The organism is Pseudomonas sp. SWRI50 (assembly GCF_014269095.1).
Taxonomy (GTDB): Bacteria; Pseudomonadota; Gammaproteobacteria; order Pseudomonadales; family Pseudomonadaceae; genus Aquipseudomonas; species Aquipseudomonas kermanshahensis.
The window spans coordinates 66,291-85,128 of the sequence record NZ_JABWRW010000019.1 but is presented as its reverse complement, the minus strand read 5'-3'; the positions used below and the strand labels follow the sequence as shown (position 1 = coordinate 85,128).

General features: G+C 62.5%; 17 protein-coding genes. 11 read left to right on the top strand and 6 right to left on the bottom strand.

The genetic code is table 11. The features are described from left to right. From HU750_RS19395 to HU750_RS19380, 4 genes are all read right to left on the bottom strand, one after another. Entirely contained in the window at window positions 1-966 is a 966-nt protein-coding gene (locus tag HU750_RS19395; RefSeq protein ID WP_027595179.1) for a sulfonate ABC transporter substrate-binding protein, read from the bottom strand. A 94-nt stretch (window positions 967-1,060) separates the two neighbouring features. Continuing rightward, on the bottom strand, window positions 1,061-1,654 hold the full coding sequence (gene ssuE / locus HU750_RS19390) for an NADPH-dependent FMN reductase (RefSeq protein ID WP_027595178.1): 594 nt from the start codon (window positions 1,652-1,654) through the stop codon (window positions 1,061-1,063). Window positions 1,655-1,956: 302 nt separating this feature from the next. Beyond that, window positions 1,957-2,595, bottom strand: a complete 639-nt coding sequence (locus HU750_RS19385) for a peroxiredoxin (protein WP_027595177.1) — start codon at window positions 2,593-2,595, stop codon at window positions 1,957-1,959. A 164-nt stretch (window positions 2,596-2,759) separates the two neighbouring features. Beyond that, entirely contained in the window at window positions 2,760-4,088 is a 1,329-nt protein-coding gene (locus HU750_RS19380; protein WP_186681853.1) for an OprD family porin, read from the bottom strand. 499 nt (window positions 4,089-4,587) lie between these two features. On the opposite strand from HU750_RS19380, the gene tauA reads away from it, so the two are divergent. Genes tauA through tauD form a run of 4 tightly spaced genes read left to right on the top strand, consistent with a single transcriptional unit; the run spans window position 4,588 to window position 8,076 of the window. Beyond that, complete coding sequence (tauA, locus tag HU750_RS19375; RefSeq protein WP_085273871.1) at window positions 4,588-5,559, top strand: taurine ABC transporter substrate-binding protein; 972 nt, start codon at window positions 4,588-4,590, stop codon at window positions 5,557-5,559. Between the two features lie 13 nt (window positions 5,560-5,572). After that, window positions 5,573-6,361 (top strand): taurine ABC transporter ATP-binding subunit, encoded by a 789-nt coding sequence (gene tauB, locus HU750_RS19370; protein ID WP_027595174.1) that lies wholly within the window; start codon window positions 5,573-5,575, stop codon window positions 6,359-6,361. After that, window positions 6,358-7,197 carry a taurine ABC transporter permease TauC gene (gene tauC, locus HU750_RS19365; protein WP_099428066.1) on the top strand — a complete coding sequence of 280 codons (840 nt, stop codon included), beginning with the start codon at window positions 6,358-6,360 and terminating at the stop codon, window positions 7,195-7,197. Before tauB ends, tauC begins: the two co-directional genes overlap by 4 nt. 45 nt (window positions 7,198-7,242) lie before the next feature. Continuing rightward, window positions 7,243-8,076, top strand: coding sequence for a taurine dioxygenase (gene tauD, locus HU750_RS19360; protein ID WP_186681851.1), 834 nt, complete (start codon window positions 7,243-7,245; stop codon window positions 8,074-8,076). Window positions 8,077-8,190: 114 nt separating this feature from the next. Here the strand turns inward: tauD and betT are convergent, their stop codons facing one another. Both betT and epsC read right to left on the bottom strand, forming a co-directional pair. Then, window positions 8,191-10,152: a choline transporter BetT gene (betT, locus tag HU750_RS19355; protein WP_172960398.1), complete on the bottom strand. Its 1,962-nt coding sequence runs from the start codon at window positions 10,150-10,152 to the stop codon at window positions 8,191-8,193. Between the two features lie 255 nt (window positions 10,153-10,407). Beyond that, a complete protein-coding gene (gene epsC, locus HU750_RS19350) occupies window positions 10,408-11,340 on the bottom strand; it encodes a serine O-acetyltransferase EpsC (protein ID WP_186681849.1) in 933 nt (310 codons plus the stop codon). A 270-nt stretch (window positions 11,341-11,610) separates the two neighbouring features. Here epsC and tcyJ point away from each other — a divergent pair, with 270 nt between their 5' ends. From tcyJ to HU750_RS19315, 7 genes are all read left to right on the top strand, one after another. Beyond that, window positions 11,611-12,405, top strand: a complete 795-nt coding sequence (gene tcyJ / locus HU750_RS19345) for a cystine ABC transporter substrate-binding protein (RefSeq protein ID WP_027595169.1) — start codon at window positions 11,611-11,613, stop codon at window positions 12,403-12,405. Beyond that, window positions 12,402-13,070, top strand: coding sequence for a cystine ABC transporter permease (tcyL, locus tag HU750_RS19340; RefSeq protein ID WP_085273874.1), 669 nt, complete (start codon window positions 12,402-12,404; stop codon window positions 13,068-13,070). The genes tcyJ and tcyL overlap by 4 nt, the downstream gene beginning before the upstream one ends. Before the next feature lie 2 nt (window positions 13,071-13,072). Beyond that, complete coding sequence (gene tcyN / locus HU750_RS19335) at window positions 13,073-13,831, top strand: L-cystine ABC transporter ATP-binding protein TcyN (RefSeq protein WP_085273875.1); 759 nt, start codon at window positions 13,073-13,075, stop codon at window positions 13,829-13,831. A 265-nt stretch (window positions 13,832-14,096) separates the two neighbouring features. Further along, window positions 14,097-15,338 carry an SfnB family sulfur acquisition oxidoreductase gene (locus tag HU750_RS19330; RefSeq protein WP_186681847.1) on the top strand — a complete coding sequence of 414 codons (1,242 nt, stop codon included), beginning with the start codon at window positions 14,097-14,099 and terminating at the stop codon, window positions 15,336-15,338. A gap of 134 nt (window positions 15,339-15,472) precedes the next feature. Next, entirely contained in the window at window positions 15,473-16,654 is a 1,182-nt protein-coding gene (locus HU750_RS19325; protein ID WP_186681845.1) for an SfnB family sulfur acquisition oxidoreductase, read from the top strand. Further along, on the top strand, window positions 16,654-18,045 hold the full coding sequence (locus HU750_RS19320) for an LLM class flavin-dependent oxidoreductase (RefSeq protein ID WP_186681842.1): 1,392 nt from the start codon (window positions 16,654-16,656) through the stop codon (window positions 18,043-18,045). Before HU750_RS19325 ends, HU750_RS19320 begins: the two co-directional genes overlap by 1 nt. After that, window positions 18,038-18,838 carry a MetQ/NlpA family ABC transporter substrate-binding protein gene (locus HU750_RS19315; RefSeq protein ID WP_085273879.1) on the top strand — a complete coding sequence of 267 codons (801 nt, stop codon included), beginning with the start codon at window positions 18,038-18,040 and terminating at the stop codon, window positions 18,836-18,838. The genes HU750_RS19320 and HU750_RS19315 overlap by 8 nt, the downstream gene beginning before the upstream one ends.

The window sequence follows — 18,838 nt, the reverse complement described above, 5'->3', positions numbered from 1 at the left end:
TCAAGGCGCACTGGCGACCTTGGCCGGGGGTGTCCAGATCACGTCCTTGATGCTCAGCGGCTTGGGAATAAGCTTCAGCGCCTGGAACGTGTCGGCGATCTTCTGTTGCGCGGCCACCACCTCAGGGGTGAGCGGCGCAGCGCCGTAGCCTTGGCGCTTGACCGAGGTCAGGGTGATGTCGGCAGGCAGCCCAAGCAGGGGCGCGACCTGATCGGTGACCTCCTGCGGGTTGGCCTGGGACCACTCGCCCACGGCACGCACTTCGTCGATCAAGGTGCTGATCACGGCAGGGTGCTGGGTGGCATAGTCACGGGTGGCGAGATAGAACTGATGGTTGTCGACCAGACCCTTGCCGTCACGCAGGGTGCGTGCCTGCAGCTGTTTCTCGGCGGCGGCCTGGTACGGGTCCCAGATCACCCAGGCATCGACGCTGCCACGCTCGAATGCCGCGCGGGCATCGGCTGGCGGCAGGTAGACCGGTTGAATGTCGCTGTATTTGAGGCCTGCATCTTCCAGGGCACGCACCAGCAGGTAGTGGACGTTGGAGCCCTTGTTGAGGACGACTTTCTTGCCTTTGAGGTCTTTCACCGACTGGATCGACGAGCCCTTCGGCACCAGGATCGCTTCGCTGTGCGGCGCCGGTGGCTCGTAGGCCACGTAAAGCAGGTCGGCGCCGGCAGCCTGAGCGAATACCGGCGGCGTTTCGCCGGTGACGCCGAAGTCGATGGAGCCGACGTTCAGGCCTTCGAGCAACTGCGGGCCACCGGGGAATTCGGTCCACTGCACCTGCACGCCCTGCTCGGCCAGGCGCTTCTCCAGCGTGCCTTTGGCCTTGAGCAGCACCAGGGTGCCGTATTTCTGATAACCGATGCGCAGGCTCTCGGCCTGGGCTTGGGTGATGGCGCCGAAGGACACAGCCGCCGCAAACAGGGCGACCAGACCACGACGCAAGAAGACTGTGCGCATGGCGCTCTCCTGTGCGAATGGGGTTCGGGTTGCACCTGCTTGCCTCGTTGACGGGCGAGTAAGGTGGATGACGCGATAAAGCCGTTGAACCGGGTCAGATGCTCCAGCGGGCACTGATCAGGCGTTCATTGAGTACGCCGGGGGCCACGGGGCGCGGCCGACGGGCCAGGGCAACGTGGAAGGTTTCCAGCGAGTCCTGCAGGCGCTCATCCAGAGCAGGTGCCAGCTGTGCCGCCTTGGCGCCTTCTGCGTAGGCGACCTGGCTGTCGTCGGCGAAGATCCCTTGCAGGGTCTCTTGCGCCTTAAGTGCCGACAGCACCGGTTTTAACGCGTAATCCACCGCCAGCATGTGGGCGATGCTGCCGCCGGTAGCGATGGGCAACACGACCTTGTGCTCCAGGGCGCGTTCGGGCAGCAGGTCGAGCAATGTTTTCAGCGCGCCGGCGAACGATGCCTTGTACACCGGGGTGGCGACGATCAGGCCATCGGCCTGGGCCACCAGTTGCTGGAAGTGCTGCACCTGCGGGCTGTCGAAGCGCGCATGGAGCAGGTCCTCGGCGGGGAAGTCACGTACCTGGAAGGTCACTACTTCGACGCCACGGTGCTGCAGCCACTGGCGCGAGCGCTCGAGCAACACGCCGGAGCGTGAACGGGTACCAGGGCTACCACCGATTGAGACGACCAACATTGGAGCGCTTCCTTGTGTTCTGTTGGAAGTGACATTAACAGCCTGTTTATATATCTAGAAATCATATTTTTTCATTTGTTTATTCCTTCTGGTTCTTTAATGGTTTTGAGATTTGGGGGGCTGCTTTGCAGCCCTTTCGCGACGCAAGGCCGCTCCTACACAGGGATCGCATTCCATTGTAGGAGCGGCCTTGCGTCGCGATAGGGCCGCAAAGCGGCCCCAAAAAACCGGAGGCATAAAAAAGGGCCGTCGAAACGGCCCGAAATCCCTGCTATGGCTAAGAGCAATGCAACGTGGATCCTTTAACGATTAGGTTGCGGCGTCAGGCGCAGATAAGGCTTCACCGCCCGATACCCTTTGGGGAAACGCTGTTTGATCTCTTCCTCGTCTTTGAGCGAAGGCACGATCACTACGTCGTCACCGTCCTGCCAGTTACCTGGCGTGGCGACCTTGTAGTTGTCGGTCAGCTGCAGCGAGTCGATTACCCGCAAAATCTCGTTGAAGTTGCGCCCGGTACTGGCCGGATAGGTAATGGTCAGGCGCACCTTCTTGTTCGGGTCGATGACGAACAGCGAGCGCACGGTCAGGGTGTCGTTCGCGTTCGGGTGAATCAGGTCGTACAGGTCGGACACCTTGCGGTCGGCGTCGGCGATGATCGGGAAGTTGACCACGGTGTTCTGGGTCTCGTTGATGTCATCGATCCACTTGTGGTGCGAGTCGACCGGGTCCACCGACAGTGCGATGGCCTTGACGCCGCGCTGGGCGAAGTCGTCTTTGAGCTTGGCGGTCAGGCCCAGTTCGGTGGTGCACACCGGGGTAAAGTCGGCCGGGTGGGAAAACAGCACACCCCAACTGTTGCCGAGCCACTCGTGGAAGCGGATCTTGCCTTCACTGGAATCCTGTTCGAAATCGGGGGCGATGTCGCCGAGTTTGAGGCTCATGGGTGCGGCTCCTGTGCTGTGTTCTGGCCTTGTGGAGTTCAATGTGCCTGCATTCAATTAAAAATAAAAAGAATAAATACTGATTTATTTATAACCACAGAGCATACCGAATTGCAGACACAAAAAAGCCTCGCACTAGGCGAGGCTTCTGGTTCAGCTACGGCTTACAGGAAGTTGTAAGTGTAGTTGAAGATCAGACGGGTCTGATCCTGGTCAGCCAGCGAGCTGGTGCCAGTGCCACGGTAGACACCGTGACGCAGGCTGGCGCCCAGGCCTTTGAAGGTGCCTTCCTGGATGACGTAGTCGACGCGAGCGTCACGTTCCCATTCGCTGAAGGTACCGTTGCCGTTGGCGTTCTTGCCGTCTTCACCTTTCAGGTAGGAGACCGAAGCTTTCAGGCCAGGGACGCCCAGACGCGCGAAGTCATACGAGTACTGACCGAAGGTGGTGTTTTCACCGGCCTTGGCGAACTGGTTGATCATGCTGTCGGTGAACAGGTAGAAGCTGGAACCACCGGCGCCTTCGTTGCGGCCATTGCCATCAACGACGCTGCCTTGGTTGAGCCAGACGAAACCACCGTCATCGTTGACACGCTGGTGACCGAGCATCAGCGCATGGCCGCCCAGGGTGTAGGTGAACATGGCGGTCCAGGTCTTGTTGTCGACCTCGCCAGCGTTCTTGGCATAACCGCCGTTGTTGTTGAAGCGGTAGCCGGCTTCACCGTTCTTGCCGTCGCTGCTGCTGTCGAAGTAGCGCAGGTCGGTCTTGAACGACTGGTCGTCAGCAATCTTGAACACGTGGGTCGCGCCCAGGAAGTGCTGCTTGTAGAAGTCTTCCAGGTTCGAGTAGTAGTACTGCAGGGTCAGGTCTGGAGTGAGCTTGTAGTCCAGGCCGCCGTAGCGGAACTTGTTGCTGTCCTGGGTAGCGCCCGCCACGGACAGGCCGGTACGGTTGCTCGAAGCACGGCCCATGGCATGGGTCAGCTGACCGGCGTTGACGGTCAGGTTGTCGATTTCCTTCGACTGGATGGTGCCACCCTCGAAGGTCTGCGGCAGCAGACGGCCATCGTTGGCCACCAGGATCGGCAGGTTCGGCGCCAAGGCGCTACCGAAGTGGGCTTCGGTCTTGGAGAAGCGAGCCTTGGCATTACCGCCTACACGCGCCCACTGGCTTACAGCAGACCCGTCGGTATCGCTCGGGAAGAAGCTGCTGTTGTCAGGGTGCTTGCCGCGGCCGCCATCCAGGTGAATACCCCACAGGGCCTGAACATCGACGCCGAAGCCAACGGTACCCTCGGTGAAACCGGACAGGTAGTCGAGCTTGAAGCCCTGGCCAGACTCGCGGTTGTCAGCACCGCCGTCACGGTTGTCGTTGTTGAAGTACATGGTGCGCGAGCTGAGCGACAGTTTGCTGTCTTCAACGAAACCGGCAGCGCCTGCTTGTTGGGCGAGAACCCCCATTGCCACGGCCAGAGCCAGGCTGGACTTGTACATGTTTTGCTCCTCTACGTTCTAATTCTTGTGTATCTCTGGAGGCGGGGTCTGCTGCCCCGCTCACCGTGGATTGGCGATTTAGTCCCAAAGCGTGACCATGAAGTCAATCGTTTCTAAACGTTTCGCGACTTTGGTCTAAGACGCCACCTGCGCTACAGGATAATGACAATCCTATAAATCCAAAATGACCGTTTTATGAATTTGTAAGATTTTTCCGGAATATGTTAGGAACCTTTACTGCCTTTTGTTGTAAACGGCACATTCGTTCATAACTTTGGGTTATTTGCAAACGTTTGCTCATAACCTAATTCCATACTGTTCTAAGGGACGAAAAAGCCTAGCAGCCCTGTCGGATTTCGCCATTGCGCGACATCAACGGCACGCGGCTTAAAGCATTTGGCTCCTAAGCTAATTCTAAAAAGTTATTTATTTTAGATTTCTTAGATCATTTAGTCTTCTCGCCATCCATCACATCGATTGCCTGACGAGAGGTTCAACCATGATCCCGCACGCTCCGCTGCGCCTGTTCGCCGCCCTGACCCTCGCCGGCACCAGCTGGTTGGCCCAGGCCGCCGACTTGACCGTGGCCTACCAGACCACCGTTGACCCGGCCAAAGTTGCCCAGGTCGATGGCGACTACGAAAAAGCCAGCAAGGCCAGTATCGACTGGCGCAAATTCGACAACGGCGCCGATGTGATCACGGCTGTGGCCAGCGGTGACGTGCAGATCGGCTACCTCGGTTCCAGCCCGCTGGCCGCTGCGGCAACGCGCAAACTGCCGGTCGAAACCTTCTTGATCGCCACCCAGATCGGCGCGGGCGAAGCACTGGTGGCGCGCGACAGCATCAAGACGCCGCAAGACCTGATCGGCAAGAAAGTGGCCGTGCCTTTCGTTTCCACCGGCCACTACAGCCTGCTGGCGGCGCTCAAGGCCTGGAACATCGACCCGTCCAAGGTACAGATCCTCAACCTCGCGCCACCGGCGATCATTGCCGCCTGGAAACGCGGTGACATCGACGCGACCTACGTCTGGGACCCCGCCCTGGGCGTGGCCAAGGAAAACGGCAAGGTGCTGATCACCTCCGGTGAACTGGCCGAAAAAGGCGCACCGACCTTCGACGCCTGGATCGTGCGCAAGGACTTCGCCGACAAGCACCCTGACGTGGTCAAGGCGTTCGCCAAGGTCACCCTCGACGCCTACGCCGACTACCGCAAAGACCCACAAGCGTGGCTGGCCAACAAGGACAACGTGGCCAAGCTGGTCAAGCTGTCCGGCGCCAAGGCCAGCGATATCCCGGTGCTGCTGGAAGGCAACGTCTACCCATTGGCCGCCGACCAGGCCAACGCCCTGGGTGCACCGACCACCCAAGCGCTGACTGACACCGCCACCTTCCTCAAGCAACAAGGCAAGGTCGACGCGGTGCTGCCGGACTACTCGCCGTACGTCAGCGCCAAGTTCCTTCCAAACTGATCCGGAGCCCGTCATGGCCTTGCTTGAACTGGAGCGCATCAGCGCACAGTACCCTGGCGCCAGCACCCCGGTGCTGGCCGATATCAACCTGAGCCTGGGGCCACGCCAGCTGCTGGTGGCCCTCGGGCCATCCGGCAGCGGCAAGACGTCGCTGCTCAACCTGATCGCCGGCTTCGTCGCCCCCAGCGGCGGCCGCATCACCCTTGACGGTGCACCGGTCAACGGCCCCAGCGCCGAACGCGGTGTGGTGTTCCAAGACGATGCCTTGCTGCCCTGGCAGAACGTGCTGGGCAACGTCGCCTTTGGCCTTGAGCTGGCCGGCGTACCGCGCGCCCAGCGTGAGGCCAAGGCCCGCGAGATGCTGGCCTTGGTCGACCTGGAAGGGTTTGCCGAGCGGCGCATATGGCAATTGTCCGGTGGCCAGAAGCAGCGTGTCGGCCTGGCCCGCGCGCTGGCGGCCGACCCACGGGTACTGCTGATGGACGAGCCGTTCGGCGCGCTCGACGCGTTCACCCGCGAGCAGATGCAAGAGCTGCTGCTGCAGGTCTGGCAGCGCACCGCAAAGCCTGTGTTCCTGATTACCCACGACATTGAAGAAGCGGTGTTCCTCGCCAGCGAGCTGGTGCTGCTGGCGCCCAACCCGGGGCGTGTAGTCGAGCGCCTGCAGTTGGACTTCGGCCAACGCTACGCGGCGGGCGAGCCGGCCCGGGCGATCAAGTCCGACCCACGCTTCATCGAAACCCGCGAGCACGTGCTGGCGCGGGTCTTCTCCCAACGCCAAAGCCTGCAGGAGCGCGCATGAGCAGCCTGGATCTGCCGGTTACCGGCAAACGCGACGCCCACACCCGGCCTGCTGAAAAGGCACGCCGCCCGCTTGCTACCCGCTGGATCAGCACCCTGACCCTGGCCAGCCTGCTGCTGGCCTGGTGGCTGGTGACGGCCGCCGGCTGGATCGAGCCGCTGTTCCTGCCGGCGCCCGGCGATATCCTGGCCAGGGCCTGGACCCTACTGACCCAGGGCTACATGGATGCCAGCCTGTGGCAGCACCTGGGGGCAAGCCTGGGCCGTATCGGCCTGGCACTGGTCGCCGCCACCCTGACCGCCATCCCGGTCGGCATCGCCATCGGTTACAACCGTGTGGCGCGGGGCATTCTCGACCCGCTGATCGAGTTCTACCGCCCTATTCCGCCACTGGCCTATCTGCCGCTCATCGTCATCTGGTGCGGCATCGGCGAGCTGTCGAAAGTGTTGCTGATTTACCTGGCGATCTTCGCCCCGATTGCCATCGCCACCGCCACCGGCGTACGCACCGTCGACCCGGCCAAACTGCGCGCCGCGCAATCGCTGGGGGCGACCAAGGCGCAACTGATCCGCCACGTGATCCTGCCCAGCGCCTTGCCCGACATCCTCACCGGCATCCGCATCGGCCTTGGGGTCGGCTGGTCGACCCTGGTCGCCGCAGAACTGATCGCCGCCACCAGCGGCCTGGGCTTCATGGTGCAGTCGGCGGCGCAGTTCCTGGTCACTGACGTGGTGGTGCTGGGCATTCTGTTGATCGCCTTGATCGCCTTCGCGTTGGAAATGAGCCTGCGCGCGCTGCAACGCAAGCTGGTGCCCTGGCACGGGCAAAGCCACTGACCACGCCGGCATTTCGGCGCCTAGTAAAAACAGATCGAGACCGACATGAGCCTGACCATCACCCCTCTCAGCCCGGCGCTCGGCGCCCAGATCAGCGGCGTGGACATCAGCCGCGACATCACCACCGAGCAGCGCGACGCCATCGAGCAAGCGCTGCTCAAGCACCAGGTGCTGTTCTTCCGCGATCAACCGATCAACCCAGACCAGCAAGCCCGCTTTGCGGCCCGCTTCGGTGACCTGCACATCCACCCGATCTACCCCAACGTGCCGGAAACCCCGCAGGTGCTGGTGCTCGACACGGCGGTCACCGACGTGCGCGACAACGCCGTCTGGCACACCGACGTGACCTTCCTGCCGACCCCGGCGTTGGGTGCGGTGCTCAGCGCCAAGCAATTGCCGGCGTATGGCGGCGACACCCTGTGGGCCAGTGGCATTGCCGCCCTTGAAGCCTTGTCGGCGCCCCTGCGCGAGATGCTTGATGGGCTGACGGCCACCCATGACTTCACCAAGTCGTTCCCGCTCGAGCGTTTTGGCACCACGCCAGAAGACCTGGCGCGCTGGGAAGCGACCCGGCGCAACAACCCGCCGCTGTCACACCCAGTGATCCGCACGCACCCGGTCAGCGGGCGCAAGGCGCTGTTCGTCAACGAAGGGTTCACCACGCGCATCAATGAGTTGAACGAGTATGAGAGCGACGCGTTGCTCAAGCTGCTGTTCACCCATGCGACCAGGCCTGAGTTCAGCATTCGCTGGCGGTGGCAGGAAAATGATGTGGCGTTCTGGGACAACCGCGTGACCCAGCATTTTGCGGTGGATGATTACCGGCCGAATCGGCGGGTGATGCACCGGGCGACGATTCTGGGGGATGCGCCGTTTTGAACCGCGGGAGGCCGTTGGCCTCCATTCGCAGCACAAGGCTGCTCCTACAGGGGATCGCACATCCTGTAGGAGCAGCCTTGTGCTGCGAAAGGGCCGCAAAGCGGCCCCAGCGGTCTAGCGGACCAGGTGCAAGTACTGCATATGCCGCTCGTACTGGTCGAGGATGTCGTTGATGATCTGCTCCTTGCTGTAGCCCACCAGGTCGTAGTTCTGGCTGCCCTCGCTCAGGTGCACCTCCGCCCGGTAATAACGGCGGTTCTTCAACTCCTGAGCACCCAGCCCACCCAGCGCAAACGACGGCGTGAAATAGCCGCGCATCTGCACCTGGTAGATGAAGGGTTGCTCCTCGCCATGGCCCACTTTCAAGCTGACGTTGTCGTGGCTCGGGTCGTCCTGGGTAATCAGCACCAGGCCCTTCTGCTCGAACACCTCACGCACATCGGCAATCGCCGGGCGCACCACGTCGTCCATGAAGCGGTACACCTCATCGCGTGACGGGAAGTGCACGGCCTGGCTCAGGCGCTGGCGCCAGCCGCCACGACCGCGACGCGACTGAGCGAACGGCGCCAGCGAATGCATCTGCGCAATCTGCCGCTGGGACTCCAGGTAGAACGCCTTGTGCAGCCCCCACATCATGCACAGCAAGATCAGCGAGAACGGCAGCGAGGTCAGCACCACCGCCGACTTCAGCGAATCGATGCTGCCGGCGAACAGCAATGCACTGGTGATCAGCGCGGTCATCGCGCCCCAGAAAATCCGCAGCCAGTTAGGCCCATCTTCATCCGGGTCACCACCCTTGGCCGACAAAGTCGACAGCACCACAGTGCCCGAGTCGGCCGAGGTGACGAAGAACACGAAGCTGATAAACACCGTGGTCGCGATGACCACCTTGCTCCAGGGGTAGGTCTCCAGCAGCAGGTACAGGCTCATCGACGGGTTATCCAGCGCCGATTGACCAAGCGCGGTCATGCCATGGTTGATGACCTGGTCCAACGCGCTGTTGCCGAAGATCGACATCCACGCCAGGGTGAAGCCCAGGGGAATCAGCAACACGCCGAAGACGAATTCGCGGATGGTGCGCCCGCGCGAAATACGCGCAATGAACAAGCCCACGAACGGCGCCCAGGCAATCCACCAGGCCCAGTAGAACACCGTCCAGCCGCCAAGCCAGTCGCGGTTTTCGCCATAGGCATAGACGTCGAAGCTCTTGCGGGGCAAGGCGCCGAGGTAGTCACCCAGGTTCTGGATAAGCGTGTTGAACAGGTGCTGGGTAGGGCCGGCAAACAGCACGAACAGCAACAGCGCGCAGGCCAGGAACAGGTTGATGTCGCTCATCACCCGCACGCCTTTCTCCACCCCGGCGACCGCCACGGCCACCGCCGCGCCCATCATCAGGGTGATCAACGCGACCTGCACCCACTGGCTGTGGCTGATCCCGAACAGGTAATCCAGGCCGGCATTCAAGTGCAACACGCCAAAGCCCATGTCAGCGCCCAGGCCGAACACCGTGGCAATGATGCCGAAGCCATCCACCGCGTAACCAATCGGCCCGTTGATGCGCTTGCCGATCAGGGGGTACAACGCCGAGCGCAAGGCCAGCGGCAGGTTATGCCGGTAGGCGAAGTAGGCCAGCGCCATGCCGACGAAGGCAAACACGCCCCAGCCATGCAGGCCCCAGTGCAGGAACAGGATCTGCATGGCCTGGCGCCCGGCCTCTGCCGTGCCTGCTTCGCCCTGGGGCGGCTGCAGCATGTGGGTCAGCGGTTCGGACACGCAGAAGAAGAACAGCGTGATGCTGATGCCGGCGGCAAACAGCATGCCGGCCCAGGACAAGTAGCTGAACTCGGGTTCGTCGTGGTCGGCACCGAGCTTGATCTTGCCGTAGCCAGACAAGGCGGTGACCACCACGAAGACCAGGTACAGCGTCATCGCCAGCATGTAGTACCAGCCGACCGTGTTGGCCGCCCAGTTCTGTGCCGCCAGCAACCAGTCGCCTGCAGCTTGCGGGTTGGTGATGACGATGAGGCCGAAGATGAGGATGAAACTTGCCGCGAAATAGAACACCGGAGGGTTCATGCGCATCTTGCCGTTGGCAAGGGTGGGGGTCGGTGCACTCATCGGGCATGCACCTCGTCACGTGACGTAAGGTTCGAAATGAACGGGTTCAGCAAAGGAATCCTCCTGTTGAACACCGGCAGCGGACCAGCGTTTTTTCATTGAACAAGCGTTCAAGTTAACCATGGATCGGGATTTGATGCGAACCGGGGTGCTGATCGGTGCATGCCTGAACCGGCCCGCGAAAGGGCCGGTACAGCCAGTAAAGACCTCAGGTCAGTTCTTGTCCTGGCAATCCAGTTGCAGGTTGGCCTGGGTAATGTTGCTCTCGGCCGGCACGCTGCGGGTGAGCCACACATTACCGCCAATGGTCGAGCCCTTGCCGATGGTAATGCGCCCCAGGATCGTCGCCCCCGCATAGATCACCACGTCGTCCTCGACGATCGGGTGGCGCGGCAGGCCTTTGTGCAGGGTACCCGACTCATCGCTTGGGAAGCGCTTGGCGCCCAGTGTCACCGCCTGGTAGATACGTACCCGCTCGCCGATGATCGCGGTCTCGCCAATCACCACGCCGGTGCCGTGGTCGATGAAGAAGCTCGGGCCGATCTGCGCGCCGGGGTGGATGTCGATACCGGTCGCCGAATGCGCCAGCTCCGAACTGATACGCGCCAGCAGCGGCAAACCAGCCTGGTACAAGTGATGCGCCAGGCGGTGATGGATGATGGCGAGGATGCCTGGGTAGCACAGCAGCACCTCATCGACACTGCGCGCCGCCGGGTCACCGTGGTAGGCGGCCAGCACGTCGGTGTCGAGCAATACCCGCAGGTTGGGCAGCGCCGCGGCAAAATCCTGGATCAGCCGCAGTGCCTGGGCATCGACGGACACCAAGTCACCCTGGCTCTGCCGGGCGGCGTAGCGCAGCTCCAGGCGGGCCTGGGCCAGCAATGCGGTCAGGGCGGCATCCAGGGTGTGCCCTACGTAAAAATCTTCACTCTCTTCGCGCAGGTCGACCGGCCCAAGGCGCATCGGGAACAGCGCCCCGCACAACTGCTCGAGAATCTGCCGCATGGCCTCGCGAGAGGGCAGTTCGCGCCCGCCCTGCTCGCCAATGCTGCGGCCATTGCGGCTGCGCCATTGCTCACGGGCGCTGCGCAAACCACTGACGATGCTGTGCAGCTGCCAATGCGCAGATGTTGGTTGTTCGCTCACGGTGTTCTCCTGCCTGGGGCCAATCTGTCGTTATGCAATCCACTCTACGGCAAATCCATCCCTTGGAAAAAACAACGCTTTATTCCATCCTGCGCTAAGTCGGGCATAAGCCGCGATGACGGCGCCAGTATCCTGGCCTACCCTCAAAGCTGACTTCACTCGGCAGAAAAACAAAAAGGAATAATAAGATAATTTTTTATTATTTCCTGGCCTAAGCGGCCAACTTTATAGTCGCCACCCACTACTTCCACACCAAGCGCGGGGCCTGACATGTCGAAATTCGCCAAACCGCTACTCAACGCCAGCCTGGCCATCCTGCTGGGTGCCGGCCTGCTCAGCCAGGCCTTCGCCGGCGAGCAATTGAAGACCATTCAGGAAAAGGGCGTGATCAACGTCGGCCTGGAAGGCACCTACCCACCGTTCAGCTTCGTCAACGCAGACGGAAACCTGACCGGCTTCGAGGTTGAACTCTCCGAGCTGTTGGCCAAGGAGCTCGGGGTCAAAGCCAAGGTTCAACCGACCAAATGGGATGGGATCCTCGCCGCGCTGGAATCCAAGCGTCTGGACGTGGTGATCAACCAAGTGACCATTTCCGAAGAGCGCAAGAAGAAGTACGACTTCTCCGAGCCCTACACCATTTCCGGCATCCAGGCGCTGATCCTGAAGAAGAAGGCCGAGCAGCTGAACATCCACAAAGCGGCTGACCTGGCTGGCAAGAAAGTCGGCGTAGGCCTGGGCACCAACTACGAGCAATGGGTCAAGCAAGATGTTCCGCAAGCAGACGTGCGCACCTATGAAGACGACCCGAGCAAATTCGCCGACCTGCGCAACGGCCGCATCGACGCGATCCTGATCGACCGCCTGGCCGCACTGGAATACGCGCAAAAAGCCAAGGACACCGAGCTTGCCGGCGACGCCTTCTCGCGCCTGGAAAGCGGCGTGGCCCTGCGCAAAGGCGAACCTGAGTTGCTGGCGGCCCTCAACAAGGCCATCGACAAGCTCAAGGCCGACGGCACGCTGGCCAAGCTGTCGGAAAAATACTTCGGTGCCGATGTCACTAAATGATCCCTGAAAGCCTGCAACTCGTTGTCGATTCCACGCCCTTCCTGCTGAAGGGCGCGGGTTATACGGTGCTGCTCAGTGTCGGTGGCATGTTCTTCGGCCTGGTGCTGGGGTTTGCCCTGGCGCTGATGCGGCTGTCGAAGATGTTGCCGCTGGACTGGCTGGCACGCATCTACGTGTCGTTCTTCCGGGGCACGCCGCTGCTGGTGCAGCTGTTCGTGATCTATTTCGGCATGCCGCAGATCGGTATCGAACTCGACCCCATCCCGGCCTCGCTGATCGGCCTGTCGCTGAACATGGCAGCTTACATCTGCGAAATCCTGCGTGCGGCGATTTCCTCGATCGACCGTGGCCAGTGGGAAGCCGCTGCCAGCATCGGCATGACCCGCACCCAGGCCATGCGCCGGGCCATCCTGCCGCAAGCCCTGCGTACGGCCTTGCCACCGCTGGGCAACAGCTTCATCTCGCTGGTCAAGGACACCGCCCTGGCGGCGACCATCCAGGTGCCCGAGCTGTTCCGCCAGGCCCAGCTGATTACCGCACGCACCTTCGAAGTCTTCACCATGTACCTGGCTGTGGCGGTTATCTACTGGATCCTCTGCAGTATCCTCGCGCACTTCCAGAACCGCATGGAAGCGCGGGTCAACCAGCATGACCAGGAGCATTGAGCATGATCGTAGTTAAAGGCCTGTCCAAGCAGTTCAAGGGCCAGACCGTGCTCAATGGCATCGACCTGACCGTGCAGCCAGGCGAAGTGGTCGCCATCATCGGCCCCAGCGGCTCGGGCAAGACCACCTTCCTGCGCTGCCTCAACCTGCTGGAAACCCCCGACGCCGGCCAGATCCAGATCGGCGCCATCAGCATCGATGCCAATCGCCCGCTGGGTGGGCAGCAGAGTGCGATTCGCCGGTTGCGTCAGCAGGCCGGTTTCGTGTTCCAGAACTTCAACCTGTTCCCCCACCGCACCGCCCTGGAAAACGTCATCGAGGGCCCGGTGATCGTCAAGAAGACGCCCCGCGACCAGGCCATCGCTCTGGGCCGCAAGCTGATGGCCAAGGTAGGCCTGGCGGGCAAGGAAGACGCCTACCCGCGGCGCCTTTCCGGTGGCCAGCAGCAGCGGGTAGCGATTGCCCGTGCCCTGGCGATGGAGCCTGAGGTGATTCTGTTTGACGAACCGACCTCGGCGCTCGACCCGGAGCTGGTTGGCGAAGTACTCGCCACCATCCGCGGCCTGGCCGAAGAGAAGCGCACCATGATCATCGTTACCCACGAGATGAGTTTTGCCCGTGATGTGGCGAACCGGGTGATCTTCTTCGACAAGGGGGTGATCGTCGAACAGGGTGAAGCCAAGGCGCTGTTTGCGGCGCCCAAGGAAGAGCGTACCCGGCAGTTCTTGCGCAAGTTTCTCGGTACCGCAGCTTCGGAATAAACCTGTACTGGCCTCTTCGCGGGCAAGCCCGCGAAGAAGCCGGCACCTCCTGCGCAAATCTCAACTTCTATATATATTCCAAAAGGTTAGTTCATAATCTTTTGATAAGCCATTAGGGTATATACACCGGACCACCGGACCAGCAAACGTCTGTCGCCATCAGCTGAAGCGACGCATCTACTTTTGTGAGGTTAGGAATGGTCAGGATCACAATCACCCCAGTGCGTATCGCCAGGGCATTGAGTGCAGCCAAGGAGCGGTACTGATGTCCAGCCAGCCAAATACCCTTTTCCACAGCGACGTCGACAGCTCGCCCCTGCTGCTGCCAGCCAAGGTGCTGCGCAACGACGCCGAGGCCCTGCAAGCCGCACGCGAACTGGCCGACGTGGCCCGTGAGCAGGCCGCACGCCGCGACCAGCAACGCAAACTGCCGTGGGCAGAGATCGAGCAGTTCACCCGTAGCGGCCTGGGCAGCATCAGCGTACCCAAGGCCTATGGCGGCCCCGATGTCTCGTTCGAAACCGTGGCGGAAGTCTTCCGCCTGATCAGTGCCGCCGACCCGGCCCTGGGGCAGATCCCACAGAACCAGTTCGGCATGCTGCAGTTGCTGCGCCTGACCGCCACCGAGGCACAGCAGGCGGTGATCTTCCGCAGCGTGCTAGACGGCTGGCGCATCGGCAATGCCGGCCCCGAGCGCGGCACCAAAGACACCCTGACCCTGAAGGCAAAGATCACCCGCGTAGGCGACGGTTATCGCATCAGTGGTGAAAAGTTCTACTCCACGGGCGCCCTGTACGCCCACTGGGTGGCGGTCAAGGCACTGGACGACGAAGGCCGCCAGCGCCTGGCCTTCGTCCGCCGCGGCAGCCCTGGGCTGCGCATCGTCGATGACTGGTCTGGGTTCGGCCAACGCACCACCGCCAGCGGCACCGTGCTGCTCGACCAGGTACCGGTCGATGCGGAACTGGTGATCGACAACTGGCGCCAGCGTGACACGCCGAATATCCAGGGCGCGGCTTCGCAGTTGATCCAGGCAGCCATCGACGCCGGTATCGCCGAAGCGGCCATCGATGATGCCATCAGCTTTGTGCGCGACAAATCGCGGCCCTGGATCGACGCCAAGGTCGAGCGCGCCAGCGACGACCCGTACGTGATCGCCGACATCGGCCGCCTCAAGCTCGAGCTGCACGCTGCCGAGGCGCTGCTGCGCAAAGCGGCGCGGGTGCTCGATGAGGTCAATGACGCACCCATCGACGCCGCTTCTGCTGCCCGCGCTTCGATCGCCGTGGCCGAGGCCAAGGTGCTGACCACCGAGGTCTCGTTGCAGGCCAGCGAAAAGCTGTTCGAGCTGGCCGGCAGCCGCGCCACCCTGGCCGAGTTCAACCTCGACCGCCACTGGCGCAACGCCCGCGTGCACACCCTGCATGACCCGGTGCGCTGGAAGTACCACGCGGTGGGCGCTTACCACCTGAACGGCAGCCAGCCTGCGCGGCATTCCTGGATCTGATTTGCAGCCTTTGGGGCTGCTGCGCAGCCCATTCGCGGGGCAAGCCCGCTCCCACACCTGAGATCAGTGCAGTGTGTCTGTGGGAGCGGGCTTGCCCCGCGAATGGGCCGCACAGCGGCCCCCGGAGAAACACCATGACCACAAACATCATCACCAGCGACACCCAAGCCCTGGCCATCGCCGAAGACATCGCCCAGCAACTGCGCCGCGACAGCGCCCTGCGCGACCGCGAGCGCCGCCTGCCCCATGCCGAACTCGACCTGTTCACCCGCTCCGGCCTGTGGGCCATCAGCGTGCCCAAGGCCTTCGGCGGCGCCGGTGTGTCCAACGTCACCCTGGCCAAAGTCATCGCCCGCATCGCCCAGGCCGATGGCTCCTTGGGGCAGATCCCGCAAAACCACTTCTATGCCCTGGAAGTGCTGCGGGTAAACGGCAGCCCTGAACAACAGCAACGCCTGTACGCCGAAGTGCTGGCCGGCCGGCGCTTTGGCAATGCCTTGGCCGAACTGGGCACCAAGACCGCCAACGACCGCACCACCCGCCTGAGCCGCGACGGTGATGGGTTCCGTATCAATGGCCGCAAGTTCTATTCAACCGGTGCCCTTTACGCCCAGCGCATCCCGACCTCGGTGATCGATGACGATGGCGTGCAACAATTGGCCTTCGTCCCCGCCGACAGCCAAGGCCTGCAGGTGATCGACGACTGGAGCGGCTTCGGCCAGCGCACCACCGGCAGTGGTTCGGTGGTATTCGACAACGTGTGGGGCAGCGCCCAAGACGTAGTCCCCTTCCAGAGCGCCTTCGAACGCCCGACCCCGGTCGGCCCACTGGCACAGATTCTCCACGCTGCCATCGACACCGGCATCGCCCGCGCCGCCTACGAAGATGCCCTGCACTTCGTGCGCACCCGCAGCCGCCCCTGGGTCGACTCGGGCCTGGACAAGGCCAGCGAAGACCCCTTGACCCTGAAAAGCTTCGGCCAACTGGCGATCCGCCTGCACGCCACCGAAGCCCTGCTCGAACGCGCCGGTGAATACCTCGACCGCGCCCAGCAAGACAGCAGCGCCGACAACGTCGCCGCCGCCTCCATTGCCGTGGCCGAAGCACGCGCCATCAGCACCGAGATTTCCCTCGCCGCCGGCACCACGCTGTTCGAACTGGCCGGTAGCCAGGCCACCCTCGCCGAGCACAACCTCGACCGCCACTGGCGCAACGCTCGCGTGCACACCCTGCACGACCCAGTGCGCTGGAAGTACCACGCCATCGGCAACTACTACCTGAACAACGAAAACCCGCCGCGCCGGGGGACGATCTGATGGCCAAGCAGATTCTGCTCAATGCCTTCAACATGAACTGCATCGGGCACATCAACCATGGCCTGTGGACCCACCCGCGGGACACCTCGACCCAGTACAAGACGCTTGAATACTGGACCGACCTGGCACGCCTGCTGGAACGGGGCTTGTTCGACGGCCTGTTCATCGCCGACATCGTCGGCACCTACGACATCTATGGCCAGTCGCTGGAGGTAACGCTCAAGGAGTCGATCCAGCTACCCGTCAACGACCCCCTGCTGTTGGTCTCGGCCATGGCTGCCGTCACCCGCAACCTGGGCTTCGGCCTTACCGCCAACCTCACCTACGAGGCGCCTTACCTGTTCGCCCGGCGCCTCTCCACGCTCGACCACCTCACCAATGGCCGGGTCGGCTGGAACATCGTCACCGGCTACCTCGACAGCGCGGCCCGCGCCATGGGCCTGGCGCAGCAACCCGAGCATGATCGGCGCTACGACCAGGCCGACGAGTACCTGCAGGTGCTGTACAAACTGCTAGAAGGCAGCTGGGCTGACGATGCCGTGGTCGCCGACCGCGAGCAGCGCGTCTACGCCCAGCCCGACAAGGTGCGCAAGGTCAGCCACCACGGCGAGTTCTACAACGTCGAGGGCTACCACCTGTGCGAGCCCTCAGCGCAACGCACACCGGTGTTGTTCCAGGCGGGCAGCTCCCCGCGCGGCCTCGCCTTTGCCGGCAACCATGCCGAGTGCGTGTTCATCAGCGGCCAGGACAAAACCGCCACCCGCGCCCAGGTCGACAAGGTGCGCGCGGCCGCCAAGGCGGCGGGCCGCGATCCGCAGGCGGTCAAGGTGTTCATGGGCATCACGGTGATCGTCGCCCCCACTGAGCAACAGGCCCAAGCCAAGCATGCCGAGTACCTGCGCCATGCCAGCCCCGAGGCCGGCGTGGCGCACTTTGCCGCCTCCACCGGCATCGACTTTGCGGCCTATGGGCTGGACGAGCCGATCGGCTTCAGCAAGGGCAACGCCATTCAGTCGGCCACGCGCCAGCTGCAGGAAAACGCCTGGACCCGCCGCCGCTTGCTTGATCAGCACGCCCTGGGCGGGCGCTACGTGACCCTGGTCGGCAGCCCTGAACAGGTCGCCGATGCCCTGATCGCCTGGCTCGACGAAACCGGGCTGGACGGCTTCAACCTGACCCGCACCGTTACACCAGAAAGCTTTGAGGATTTCATCGACCTGGTCATCCCGCAGCTACAACAGCGTGGCCGCTACAAGACCGCTTACGCCGAGGGCACCCTGCGCGAGAAGTTGTTCGATACCGACCACCCGCACCTGCCCGCCAGCCATCCCGGCTCGCGCTACCGCTTTACCCCAACCCCTGCCCCGACTGGAGCCCTGCACCATGCTTGAGAAACTGTTCCGGCCCGTCGCGGCCATTGCGGTCACCCTTGGCCTGTCCGCCAGCGCCTTCGCCGCCGAGCCGTTGAAAATCGGTACCACCTCCGCCTTTGCGATTCCCCTGGAAACCGCCGTGGAAGAAGCCCACAAGCAAGGCCTGGACGTGAAGCTGATCGAGTTCAGCGATTGGATAGCCCCCAATGTCAGCCTCAACAGCGGCGACATCGACGTGAACTACTTCCAGCACATCCCGTTCCTGGAAAACGCCAAGGCCGCTGCGGGCTTCAACCTGGTGCCCTACGCGCCAGGCATCATCAACAACGTCGGCCTGTACTCGAAAAAGTACAAAAGCTTCGCCGAGCTGCCCGAAGGCGCCAGCGTGGCCATCGCCAACGACCCGATCAACAGCGGCCGTGGCCTGCAGTTACTGGCCAAGGCGGGGCTGATCACGCTTAAACCTGGGGTCGGCTACAAGGCCACGGAAGACGACATCATCGCCAACCCCAAGCACCTTAAAATCCTTCAGGTCGAGGCGGTGCAACTGGTGCGCGCCTATGATGACGCTGACCTGGTCCAGGGCTACCCGGCTTACATCCGCTTGGCCAACAGCTTCGACGCCACCTCCGCGCTGCTGTTCGATGGCCTGGAAAACAAAGAGTACGTGATCCAGTTCGTCATTCGCCCGCAAAGCAAGGACGACCCGCGCCTGGCTAAGTTCGTCGATATCTACCAACACTCGCCCGCGGTGCGCGCGGCCTTGAACAAAGCCCACGGCAACCTCTACCAGGCCGGTTGGGAGGGCTGA